The 12,587-nt window shown below is 36.8% G+C and carries 9 protein-coding genes; 3 read left to right on the top strand and 6 right to left on the bottom strand.

The features are described 5' to 3' along the window. Positions 1-45 precede the first annotated feature (45 nt). The 4 genes from K5X82_11440 to panC all read right to left on the bottom strand — a co-directional run bounded on the left by K5X82_11440 (position 46) and on the right by panC (position 5,143). Positions 46-1,884, bottom strand: coding sequence for an Ig-like domain-containing protein (locus tag K5X82_11440; GenBank protein QZT35907.1), 1,839 nt, complete (start codon positions 1,882-1,884; stop codon positions 46-48). A gap of 460 nt (positions 1,885-2,344) precedes the next feature. Then, on the bottom strand, positions 2,345-3,718 hold the full coding sequence (gene radA, locus K5X82_11435) for a DNA repair protein RadA (protein QZT35906.1): 1,374 nt from the start codon (positions 3,716-3,718) through the stop codon (positions 2,345-2,347). Positions 3,719-3,930: 212 nt separating this feature from the next. Next, a complete protein-coding gene (locus K5X82_11430) occupies positions 3,931-4,281 on the bottom strand; it encodes an aspartate 1-decarboxylase (protein QZT35905.1) in 351 nt (116 codons plus the stop codon). Between the two features lie 25 nt (positions 4,282-4,306). Further along, complete coding sequence (gene panC, locus K5X82_11425; protein ID QZT35904.1) at positions 4,307-5,143, bottom strand: pantoate--beta-alanine ligase; 837 nt, start codon at positions 5,141-5,143, stop codon at positions 4,307-4,309. A gap of 214 nt (positions 5,144-5,357) precedes the next feature. On the opposite strand from panC, the gene K5X82_11420 reads away from it, so the two are divergent. The 3 genes from K5X82_11420 to glmS all read left to right on the top strand — a co-directional run bounded on the left by K5X82_11420 (position 5,358) and on the right by glmS (position 9,642). Next, on the top strand, positions 5,358-6,176 hold the full coding sequence (locus K5X82_11420; GenBank protein QZT35903.1) for a glycogen/starch synthase: 819 nt from the start codon (positions 5,358-5,360) through the stop codon (positions 6,174-6,176). A 19-nt stretch (positions 6,177-6,195) separates the two neighbouring features. Continuing rightward, complete coding sequence (locus K5X82_11415; GenBank protein QZT35902.1) at positions 6,196-7,674, top strand: DUF4270 domain-containing protein; 1,479 nt, start codon at positions 6,196-6,198, stop codon at positions 7,672-7,674. Between the two features lie 129 nt (positions 7,675-7,803). Further along, positions 7,804-9,642: a glutamine--fructose-6-phosphate transaminase (isomerizing) gene (glmS, locus tag K5X82_11410; protein QZT35901.1), complete on the top strand. Its 1,839-nt coding sequence runs from the start codon at positions 7,804-7,806 to the stop codon at positions 9,640-9,642. 251 nt (positions 9,643-9,893) lie between these two features. On the opposite strand, the gene K5X82_11405 is transcribed toward glmS, so the two are convergent. Both K5X82_11405 and K5X82_11400 read right to left on the bottom strand, forming a co-directional pair. Further along, positions 9,894-11,177 (bottom strand): IS1380 family transposase, encoded by a 1,284-nt coding sequence (locus K5X82_11405; protein ID QZT35900.1) that lies wholly within the window; start codon positions 11,175-11,177, stop codon positions 9,894-9,896. A gap of 140 nt (positions 11,178-11,317) precedes the next feature. Then, positions 11,318-12,394, bottom strand: coding sequence for a hypothetical protein (locus tag K5X82_11400; GenBank protein QZT35899.1), 1,077 nt, complete (start codon positions 12,392-12,394; stop codon positions 11,318-11,320). Between the last annotated feature and the right edge of the window lie 193 nt (positions 12,395-12,587).

Genomic DNA, 12,587 nt, shown 5'->3' with positions numbered 1-12,587 from the left:
GTCTGTTCTCGAATTTAAGAAACCCAATTGATTTTTACAATATCATTACTGATCTTTCTCAACATCTTTTTCAATCTTATCCGGATCTTTGATATCTTTTGTAAATTCAAGTGGATCTGGAAGCGTCCAAGATTTCTTATTATCCCAATTCGAACGAATCTTCATTATCTCTTGATAATATACAACACCTTCAGGCATGAGATGTTCTAAAAGATTACCAGTATCCCACTGTCCATTCTTATTTGTGTCATAAATTGCCTTAATCAAATACTTTGCTGGTTTTACATAAAAGAATTCGATCTCACCATCCTCTTCAATTGAAAGCTCATTGACAATGGTCTCCTCTTTATTGTCCTTAATTAGTTGAACTAATGTGGGGCCATTAACATTCTGTATCGAGAGTATGATCTTTCCGTAATACTCCTCCTTTTGGACATTGATATTCAGGTCTAGCGTATTACTAACAGCTTGGTAAATATTTTTTGTTGCTGCAGAATCTACTAGAAGTCTATAACTCTTTCCTGCTTCAATATCAAAGTCAATATAATATTTACGAATATCCAAAGAGTCTTGTCCCATCGTGAAATCCACAGGAATATCTAACGTATCTTCTTTGGTGGTTAAGTGAATAAACTCCTTAGATAGACCCAAGATAGGTTCTTTGCTTTCAATATATACAAACGTATAGGGATCGATCGTTTGATCTGCATTGGTACTCCAGTTAAAAACAGGAACTTTGTTTTCGTTATCTTCAATCTTTTTACGTCTCTTCCTTTTTACGACACGTTTCTTTGGTTTTAAAAGTTCCAATGTGTCGGTCTGTATCTTTGGTCGGTAGAGTGAGTCTGGGACAGTATAGGTTACAGCAAGAAGAATCGTATCCTTACTATAAATATTTGGGTCAGTTATCCAATAATTAATAGAGTCATTCTCAGCACTCGTTTCACTATAAAGCCATTTATCCATAGGAGTTTCAATATTTAGTGCTTCAATATTGAAGTTGTGATCAAGCGATTCTGTAAAGCCGATATAGAAATGAGTTGAATCGACTCTTTTGTAATCATTCATCGACTGCAAAAGAACTTTCTCTTGAAATTGAGATAGTAAAATAGGCTGGGGGCTGTAATATATAGTTCCTGATACTCTAAGGGTATCTAAACCTCTCACCATGATCTCTTCTTCAGGAACAAATTTTGCCGAAGGGGTGATCGTTGTTGGGTAAAAGGCATAAGGTTCACTATAGTTATTTAGTTTATAATCTCTATTTAAGTCTGAAGCTGCATATACGCGATAGGTCTCTGCACCCAACCCATCTACAATAAAGACACCCTCTTTGTTTGTTTTGGCAACAAAAGAAGGTCTTTGTTTTATGGAAGCACTGTCAGATAGATCTTTATATACAAAAACTGTAGCTCCTTCTATTGGTGTTAGATTAAATGCATCTCTCACCATTCCAGTGATACGCAGTGTATCAATGGTAGGACCTGTAGAGAATGATGTTCTAAAGTTATTAAACTTATTTCCTTCGTTATTATCTTCGATAACATCCTTAAAGTCAAGAGTGTATGTTGTGTTTTGTAACATGGTGTCCTGAAAAACAATGGTAAAAGATTTACCTCGTGTCTTGACATTAGGCATCTCTTTCTGTGGAGGTGAGATCACCATTTTCTGTCTAAGCTCAGACATATTGACGAATTCATTAAAGGTCACCTTAAATTCCTTCCCTTGGTAGTTTGTCTCTTTAACGGACGGAATCATTTCAGTTACTTGTGGAGGGATAGAGTCCTTATCTCCACCTGTTGGTTGTCCTACGTTAGCACATGAGGTAATGATCATGATAAATAGGACTGAAAACAATATTGTATATGAAAATTTGGTTTTCAATGTGTTGATATTTTAAAGAATGATTCTAATACTAATACAAATCTACAAAAAATAGGTTTCATTCTCTTATAGAGAAGACGAACTCCTTCTATTAAAACTAAGATGTATTTTTAAAATAAAAGATGATATTACTTCTTTTATTTATGAACTATTGGATGTCGCTTTAACGAAAATGGGTTTCATATATAGTTATCTATTCTGTAATAAAAATGGTTAGTTATGGTTTGTATTGTTGCAGGATAGTACAGAACACTATGTGAACTAAATATAAATAGGCTTATTATTTTAGAATAATAAGCCTATAATTGGCTACAATTGTTAAAAATAATATATTTGATTATGTAAATTATTAGTTAGTTTACAATTCACACAAACAAAAACATGATCTACAATTATGTAGACTGGTTGGGAAGAAACATTGAGTTTTCTTCCTTTTTTTATGTGGTGCAAATCGTGTGATTTATCCTGCAAATAGTGACTTTACTAGTTCGTCAATTCGTCTTACATTAAATATCTCTAATGATACCCCAAGGTTCTGTAGCTTAGAAGGATTAGATACGGAGGCATATATTCGCTTAAATCCAAGTTTGTCTGCTTCAATAATGCGTTGTTCAATACGTTGAACAGGACGAATTTCTCCGGTAAGTCCCACCTCTCCCGCAAAACAACATCGGGTATCAATTGCAAGATCAAAGCTAGAAGACAACACAGAGGTGATCACAGACAAATCCATTGCAGGATCTTGAATTTTTATACCACCAGCAATATTTAGAAATACATCTTTTGCCATCAGTCGAAATCCTGCTCGTTTTTCAAGTACAGCAAGAAGCATATTCAGTCGACGAATGTCAAACCCTGTAGAGGATCTCTGTGGTGTTCCATATGCGGCAGATGAAACAAGTGCTTGTACTTCTATCATAAACGATCTCATGCCATCTTGAATACAAGATATCGAAGTCCCGCTTAGTTGTATATCATGGTTAGACAAGAGTAGCTCTGAGGGATTTATTACTTCTCGCAGTCCTGTTTGTTCCATCTCAAATATTCCAAGTTCGGATGTGGATCCAAACCTATTTTTGGAACTTCGTAGAATCCGGAATAGGTGGTTTCGATCTCCTTCAAATTGCAATACTGTATCGACAATATGCTCTAATACTTTAGGGCCAGCCAACGAACCTTCTTTATTGATATGTCCAATAAGTAGGGTCGGTACTTGCATCGGTTTTACTGTCTTTAGAATTAAGTTGGCACACTCTCTAATTTGTCCCACACTTCCCGCTGCCGTCTCTAACATCTCTGTTACGACAGTTTGGATTGAGTCGATAATCAAGAAATCAGGTTTTTCTCTATCTACGTGTAGAAGAATCTTCTCCATACTCGTTTCACTCAAAAAAATACAATTGTCATCTTCATAACCAAGTCTCATTGCTCTCAGTTTCAACTGTTGAAGACTCTCTTCTCCTGAAACATAGAGAACTTTCTTATTTTTTAGACTTAGTGCTACCTGTAAAACAAGAGTAGACTTTCCTATGCCTGGTTCTCCCCCAAGAAGTGTGATACCTCCTGGAACAAATCCACCACCTAGCACCCTATTTAACTCTCCGTTACATGTATCTAATCTATCCGATTCGCGAATGCTGATCTCAGATAGTTTAAATGGACGAGCCTCTATATGACCTATTGAGGCAACAGGAATAACACTTGTTTTGCTCTTTGTTGAAACAACCTCTTCAACAAATGTATTCCACTCTCCGCAAGAGTTGCATCGACCAATCCATTTGGGAGAAGTAACGCCACAACTTTGACAAACAAATGTATGTTTCACTTTTGCCATAATATTCTACAATTCTTTATTTTAAAGATTATGCTATCAATATCTTTCGGCTGCTCTACCCTTTCTCTCTATTTTTATTAAATAGGTCATGGATTATGTGAATCGTTTTGTGAAAGAATAGGCGTCGATATTACATCTTATAAAAATAGCGAATACTTTTTAAAAGTATTCGCTATTGTATGTTTTAATAATCGTTGTATTCTTGTTCAATACTATACCAATGCATTGGTGTTTTCATCAGGAAAAACAAGTGAAGGTTCCCATGTCTTTGCCTCCTCGAATTCCATTAGAGCATACGAAATGATGATAATGATATCTCCCATTGCAACTTTTCTTGCAGCAGGTCCATTCAAACAGATCTCACCAGACCCTCTTTCTCCACGAATACAGTAGGTCTCTAGGCGCTCTCCATTATTAATATTAACAATTTGCACCTTCTCATTTTCAATAAGATTTGCTGCATCCATCAAATCCTCATCGATCGTAATGCTTCCTACATAGTTAAGGTCTGCATTGGTTACCTTGGCACGGTGGATCTTAGATTTACATACTTGAATTTGCATCGCTTTTTTTCTTTGTCTTGTGTTATTAAAAAACAATATTATCGATTAATCGTACCGCTCCAGCCTGTACCGCAATACATCCAACGGCATTTTCCGCCTCTTCCCATTTCTTGATAGGTTGTAACGTACGATTATTTACAATGGAAAAGTACTCCACTTCAAGAAGTGAAGACTCATTGATCTTATCTATAGTTTTTTGAATGGTTTCTTTTACTGTTAATTCTCTACTGAACTTTACCGCTTCTAACAAGGCCTTGTAAATATTGGGGGCTTCAAGACGATGTTCTGGTGTTAGAAGAGTGTTTCGACTACTTTTTGCTAATCCGTCATCTTCACGAATAATATCACAAGATACGATTTCAACAGAGAGCTCTAAAAGTGCTACCAGCTTTTGAATGATAGCCACTTGTTGAAAATCTTTCATGCCGAAATATGCACGGTGTGGGCGAACATAGTCAAATAGTTTGCTTACCACTTGGCCTACTCCATTAAAATGTCCAGGGCGCATCTCTCCTTCCATGACAGTTTCAAGGTCACCAAAATCAAATGATCTTTGATCTGGTTCTGGATACATCTCCTTCACTTCTGGGGCAAAAACCATATCACAACCAGCTGCTTCTAGTAGTGCAATATCTGCCTCAAGTGTTCTAGGATAGGTCTCTAAGTCGTTTGAATTGTTAAACTGTGTTGGATTAACAAAAATGGATACGACAGTATAGTTATTTTCTTTCACAGAACGTTGCACTAGAGACAAATGGCCTTCGTGTAACGCTCCCATGGTAGGAACAAATCCAATAGTTCCTTCGGTACGCTTTTCCTCTAGGATAGCGTTCATGGATTGCTTGGTCTTCTCGATCCTCATTTCGAATAATTAAAAACGATCTGTAACAAATGTAAAGCTTTATGTTTGTTGCTGATAACCAGCACTAAAGAAGCTCGTCCATTTGGAGGGGCAAAGTAACAAAAATTATTACATCCAAAAAAGCATCCAGCCTTTCAAATAACTACGGTAAACAATAAAACGTTGATTCATTGTCATTTTTTCCTTATATTTGTATCATAAATTTGACATTGAAATGGAAAAGAAAAAAGTTCTATTTATCTCTCAGGAAATAACACCTTATCTCCCTGAATCGGAATTATCTAAGATTGGAAGAAACCTGCCTCAAGGCATTCAAGAACAAGGAAAAGAAATTCGTACCTTCATGCCTCGCTATGGATGTATCAACGAAAGAAGAAATCAACTGCATGAAGTGATCCGTCTTTCGGGTATGAATCTAGTTGTTAATGATGCGGACCACCCTCTTATTATCAAGGTGGCTTCAATCCAAGCAGCAAGAATGCAGGTTTATTTCATTGATAACGAGGACTACTTCCAACGTAAGTCTACTTTAGTAGATAAAGATGGAAAAGAGTTTGAGGACAACGATGAAAGAGCTATTTTCTTTGCTAGAGGTGTACTGGAAACAGTAATCAAACTAAGATGGGCTCCTGATGTGATCCATTGTCAAGGATGGTTTACAGGTTTAGTAGCAGTATTCTTGAAGCACATGTATAAGGATAATCCTCTTTTGGCAGATACAAAAATTGTATATTCTCCTTTCTCTACTGAGTTTGAAACTCCATTAGATGTAGAGCTGAAGAAGAAGCTGATGGACGATGAAATTCCTGAATCTGCATTAGATCACATCGAAAATCCTACTTATGTGAACTATAATAAGTTGGTCGTAGATCATGTTGACGGTGTTATTAAAGGTAGTGAAAATATCAATGAAGAACTTGAAGAATATATCAAGGCTTCTGGTAAACCGTTCTTACCTTTTCAGGATGAGGAAAAATATGTCGAAGAATTTAACCAATTTTATGACAAATTTTTACTAAATTCCGCCGAATAAACTTAAAACGGAAATAGCTTTGAAGACTATAAAAAGAATTAAAAGCAAAGTTCAAATCCTGTTATTATTGTTTATAACAGGATTTGTTCTTTTTGCTTGCCAAGAAAAAAATACAGGCTTAGGGCTGGAACTCGTTCCTTCTGATGAGCAGATTCAAGTGATGGTAGTTGAAGATGAAAACACTTCGGATTCTTATTATGAACTTGACTCGCCTATTCGTGTGGATGAACCGAGTAATTGTGTGTTTGGAGTTTTGAATGACCCTGTATTTGGGCAAACCAAAGCATCCATTGCCACACAGATGCGTTTGATTAGTAAACCTCAGGTTAACGGTACTTCTGTGCTCGACTCTGCTGTTTTTTTGCTTAGCTATCGTTCCGTATACGGTGATACGTTAACTCCTCAAACCATTGTAGTAAAAGAGCTAAAGGATGAGCTTTATAAAGACAAGTCGTATATGTCTTCTTTTGATGTAAGTACATTAGCTTCTGACAATGTAATTGGAACAGGAACTTTTACTCCAAGTTTCGCTCCTTCTGGTTCCGATACACTTACTCAGGTTGCAAGAGTCCCAGTAAATGCGGCTTTTGCACAAAAGATTTTAGATTTGTGGGATAAGACTGCTGATGATGGAAAACTAGTTTTTGATCACGATGATCTTTTCTTAAAAGAGTTTAAAGGTGTATATGTCGAACCTGCTGATATCCCTTCAAACAGAAAAGGGGCATTGTTAAAAACGAACTCTTCTTATAGTAAAGGTTCTGGATCCGGTTCATACACCGTAGATTTACGTTTGCGTATGTATATCTATGCGAAAACGAAGGTTGATGATACTACAACAGATGATCCTAACGACACGAAGGAGGAGCAGAAAGTAATATCGATGTACTCTACATCATATTCTGCTACGGTTCCTAAGATGGTGCACGACTATAGCAGTGTGGCACTAAATACAGATATAGGCAATACCAAGAGTACGGCTAAGAGAATGTATATTCAGCCTAACGAAGGGCTTCGTTCTGTAGTAAAGGTGAATAAGTTAGCTGATCTTAGACAGAAATGGACTGTTGATAAACAGTTGATTGACCCTAATGCTCCAAGTGATGACTTGTATAAAAACGATAAGATTTTTATTACCAATTCATCAATGAAGATCTATGTAGATACGTTGGCTTCAGACTATAAGACTCTAGGTATTCCAAGCATACTTACGCTTCGTTATCTTGCTAAAGACTCTGAAGAGGGAGATCTACGTGAGAATGGGAGCAACTACATTTCTGGTGCATTTGATAGAAACACTTCGTCATATGTTTTTGATATGACAAAACATGTGATTAACTATCTTCATGATAAAGTAGATAGCGAAGATCTTTATGTGATTCCTTATTACAGAGTAGGAAGCACGAATAGAGCTGTCCTATTTAGTAATGATAGTGACAAAGGTATTGACTTCAAAGTGACTTATATACAGCGTGGTGCTGTAGATAGCAACAAGTAATTATTATACTAAGGGCCCTACTCTATTTTGTTAGTGTAGGGCCCTTAATCTATACCTACAAATCCTTTTTGAATCCCCCTCATTTTAAAAATTGCTTTTTACCTCCAACCTAAATTAAATAAATAGCTTATGTGTGGAATTGTTGGATATATAGGTGATAAAAATGCCTATCCAATACTAATTAACGGACTAAAACGCCTTGAGTATAGAGGCTATGACTCTTCAGGTATTGCCCTCTCTAATGGATCAACAAGAATCTTTAAGAAACAGGGTAAAATCGTAAATCTTGAAAACTTTATTGCTGATAAAAAACTAGATGGTAATATTGGAATTGCTCACACAAGATGGGCTACACATGGAGAGCCTAGTGATGAAAATGCCCACCCTCATCAATCACAAAACGGAAAAATTACACTTGTTCACAATGGTATCATTGAAAACTATGCCCAGATCAAAGAACGACTGATCGAAAAGGGATACCAATTTCAATCACAAACGGATACTGAAGTACTTGCGAACCTTATCGAGTATGTATATCTAAATATGGACAAACCATGTTTAGAAGAAGCTGTACGAATCTCACTAAACAAAGTGGTTGGAGCCTATGGTATTATTGTGATGTGTGACGATGAGCCTAAACGTTTGGTCGCTTCTCGCAAAGGAAGCCCTCTAGTGATTGGTGTTGGTGATCGTGAATATTTCATCGGATCAGATGCAACACCCTTGATTGAGTACACCAACCAGATGATCTATCTCCAAGATTTTAATATTGCAGTAATTGAGAAAAACAGCTTTACCTTGAAGACCATCGACAACGATCCTGTAACTCCAGAGATTAAAGAGGTGGACTTAAATGTGGATCAGTTAGATAAGGCTGGTTACGATCACTTCATGTTAAAAGAGGTCTATGAACAGCCAACTACCATTGAGCAATCTTTCAAAGGAAGAATATCTGCCGATGGAAAATCGATTAAACTAGGTGGTCTAATCGATGTGATGCCACAACTAATCAAGGCACCTCGAATTATCATCTTGGGATGTGGTACATCATGGCATGCCGGATTGGTAGCTGAATATCTAATTGAAGAGTATTGTAAAATACCTGTAGAGGTTGAATATGCGTCGGAATTTAGATATCGCAATCCTGTAATCAATAAAGGGGATGTGATCATTGCAGTGTCTCAAAGTGGTGAAACAGCCGATACACTTGCTGCAATTAAGAAAGCGAAAGAAGATGGAGCCATTATTCTTGGCGTATGCAATGTTGTTGGATCAAGTATTCCTAGAGAGACCCATGCTGGAGTTTACACCCATGCTGGTGTAGAAATTGGAGTCGCTTCAACTAAAGCATTTACTGCCCAAGTTACCGTATTGACTCTAATGGCACTTCAAATTGCAAAAGAGAAAGGTACCATCGCCCAAAGTGAGTATGAGATTTTAATTCAAGAACTGACCGAAGTGCCTAACAAAGTACGTATTGCACTTGCGAAAGAGGATAAGATTAAGGCTATCGCTGATAAATATAGCGAAGCAATTAATGCGCTCTACTTAGGACGTGGCTATCTCTTCCCAGTAGCGCTAGAGGGGGCACTGAAGTTGAAAGAGATCTCATATATCCATGCCGAAGGATATGCCGCTGGTGAGATGAAACATGGTCCTATCGCTTTAGTCGATGACAATCTTCCTGTAGTAGCAGTGGCTCCTAAAGACCATTACTACGAGAAAGTCGTGAGTAACATACAAGAGGTGAAAGCCCGTAAAGGAAATGTAATCGCAGTCCTTAACGAAGGCGATCATAACCTGAAAGAGATGGTCAACGATTTTATAGAGATACCTAATTGTCATGTGGCCATATCTCCACTTGTTGCAGTGGTGCCATTACAGTTACTTGCATATCATATCGCCTTAAACAAAGGGTGCGATGTTGATCAGCCACGTAACTTAGCGAAATCAGTTACAGTAGAGTAACATTAATTCCATTATAGAAGGCCATGCTAAGAAGATTAGTATGGCCTTTTACATATGTACCTAAAATACGCAGATGTTTTTCTTGCATACCTCAAATCTTTATTATGGGGTAATATCCTGATTTTAAGCCTGCATTTGGAGATACTACGTGCTACATCTATGAATTTAGACCTTTGATAGACACAACTTCCCTTACCCACTTATGTCTTAAGGCTAATGAGGGAGAGCCAATACCAGTTCCGTTTATCATTCTATCCAGTCTTTGTAGATTTAATTAGTTTCTTATTGTTTGTTGCTAAATGAACAATCACTCTTCGCCCACTTTTGGTAATCTTAGCTGCCACCGTAACAAAGCGAAATATAAATGCTTTGAGTCTACTTGTTGTCTTTAACCCGTCGACTAAATCAGCAAACTTTGATATTATGTATCGATATAGAATGTGTGCTACAGCCATTATTATCAAGTAAACAGTGTTCTCTTCTAAGTTGCTGTGAGGCATTGATTTCCAATTAAAATCATTGTTCTGAATATCAAAAACCTTCTCGCTAGCTCCACGTTGATTGTAGAATATAATAGCTTGTTCTTCTGTAATATCCCAATCATTGGTTACTATAAACTGATAACTCTTCGCATCATTGGTTATCAATGACATTTGATTGGACTTATTGGGTTTTCGGTATGCGATGATTCTATGTGTATATTGACCAAATTCATATTTGAAGCTATTGACTTCATATGCTTGATTATTTATCTCACAACAAGACCAATTATCTGTTTTTGATGCTTTTGATAGTAATACGTTAGAGTGAGAGGCTCTAATCGAAAATAGAATACCCTCTTGATGAAAGTAGTCTGTAACCTCTTTGATATATGAACCACAGTCCATTCTTGCATATCGTAATTTTACACCTTTGGATGCCAACAACTCTAATGCTCGTTTATGGGTCTCTAATTGAGCCGTTTTAACATGACAATTTCCATTTCGTCCTTCAATATATACAGGAATGTTACCTATGGTTGCGACTCCTGGGAAGTATCCTTCTGTCTTCTTATAGCTATATTCTGCATCACTCTTTTGAGTGGGAATAAACTGGTGATCAAAATCATAGATAAGATCAGAAGCATTAGGATCTAACTGTTTAAACTTAATAGCACTAGCCAACAAGAATTTATTCATTAGTGTGTTAACATTTATCTTTTGGCCTTTAATTGTAGTCTTTCCTTCGATAATCTCACATGGAGTAGAAAGCTCCACATCTCCTCTTAGAATGGTATCAGCAGAAGGGATAGAAATTGATCTCAAGTTATTCAATGTATTATCCCGAAGATAGTTAATATCTTCCGTCGCACTACCTCCACAAAAAGTAGTGTATACGCGTGGTAATAACAAATCAGAGAACTTATAGATACACTTTGGGTCTCGGTCTACTAATTGCTCATTAATAAATTGAATAATGCCGTTTGAAATTAGCAAATCATGAATTAAATATATCCCACCAAATGGTGTCACCTTTGAATTAAAATCTTTGATCATTCACCTAAATAGGTGATTTTTCTGAATATATAAAAGCCTTACTATGCATTGTCTTACTGATGTTTACTTAAAATTAATACAATACACGTGCGGATTCAAGGATGTATTAAAATGGAATTACGACACATTCAAACACACTACTACTTTAAGAACTCATGTTCTTCTTGGAATATCCTTTCTGAAGCAGCCCAAGCACTTTTTGGGTCACTCCTGTCTAGGGTATGCAGATGTTCATAGAGAATCTCCGCAATCTCATCCGTATCTTCCCCGTAACGATAGAAATACTCTTTCATCAATGAGCGTGAACTGTTTACCTCCTTATACATATCATATTTTCGATCACATTGCGCGATTAATTCTCGCAAAGAAGGTACTGACTTATGTACCTTCAGAGAGGTGGTCGAAAGCCCTTTTATCCCCTCCTTTACCTTGTCAATATGAAATGATTGTCCCATTAATGCAGGCTCCCATACTCGAATAGCTCCTTTGCCACCATTCATCTCGTTCAATAACTGATTGGTAAATAGCGTTGGATTTAGTTTACTTAAGCTCTCCCCATATGAAGCTTCCCATTCTCCCGAAATACCGATATATAACGTATCATCACTTTTAGGAATCACCATCACTACACAGCTTCGAAAGCGTATGTATAGCGGAGATGGAATTGATGATTGGGATATGATGATAGGATCTCCCAACATCCCCCTATAAGCACCTTGTAATTCTACTGTATTATCATCGGCCACCTCTATTTTGGCCCCCAATTCATTAAGTTGTCTTAAGAGTAGAATTATCAAACGACTCCAATCCATTCGATATTCTGTCGACAAGGTCGCATGTGGAAATATAGAAAAATCAAAAGCATCAAAATCCTTTAGCTTGTCTGATCGTAATGGATAAGCCTCTTCATCGTCCGTCTCACTCATAAACATTTGAAATCCTGAAGACGAAAGTTTTGACTTGAAAGAGGAGTGGTGAATCGATACTACACGCTGAGGTAGAATCAGATGTGGTGCCATATATCTCATGTTCCTAATCTCTTTCATCAAGCTCCTACACGCTGGAATATCCCTGATGTTCTGAGGAAAAAGATTGGTATAGAGATATTCCGATGTTCTCAATAGACCATAGGGCTGTGATATCACAACCTCTTTTCCTTCAGAAAGTTGATCTAACAGGTCGATATAGTCCTTAATATGAAACGTTGTAGTTTTCATGAGTGGAAAAATTCATTTGTAATGTCTTACTCCAATAATATATATAATCTTTCAATTCTTACGAATAGATTCTGTCTGGACATCGTGAAAAATGACTCAATATGAATTTTAAAATGCAGTATTAACAAGAAATAAGCTAAAAATCACAGACATTTCTATATGCTATTGGTATCATGCAAAGGTACAATAAAAA

The organism is Prolixibacteraceae bacterium (genome assembly GCA_019856515.1).
GTDB lineage: Bacteria > Bacteroidota > Bacteroidia > Bacteroidales > Prolixibacteraceae > Halosquirtibacter > Halosquirtibacter xylanolyticus.
Note: the sequence above shows the minus strand (reverse complement) of the source record. Positions and strands in the feature narration are given on the sequence as shown.

Bases quoted from the DNA above. Each gene is read 5' to 3' on its own strand.
- radA (QZT35906.1), bottom strand. From the start codon at position 3,718: ATGGCAAAAGTGAAACATACATTTGTTTGTCAAAGTTGTGGCGTTACT.
- K5X82_11430 (QZT35905.1), bottom strand. From the start codon at position 4,281: ATGCAAATTCAAGTATGTAAATCTAAGATCCACCGTGCCAAGGTAACC.
- panC (QZT35904.1), bottom strand. From the start codon at position 5,143: ATGAGGATCGAGAAGACCAAGCAATCCATGAACGCTATCCTAGAGGAA.
- K5X82_11420 (QZT35903.1), top strand. From the start codon at position 5,358: ATGGAAAAGAAAAAAGTTCTATTTATCTCTCAGGAAATAACACCTTAT.
- glmS (QZT35901.1), top strand. From the start codon at position 7,804: ATGTGTGGAATTGTTGGATATATAGGTGATAAAAATGCCTATCCAATA.
- K5X82_11405 (QZT35900.1), bottom strand. From the start codon at position 11,177: ATGATCAAAGATTTTAATTCAAAGGTGACACCATTTGGTGGGATATAT.
- K5X82_11400 (QZT35899.1), bottom strand. From the start codon at position 12,394: ATGAAAACTACAACGTTTCATATTAAGGACTATATCGACCTGTTAGAT.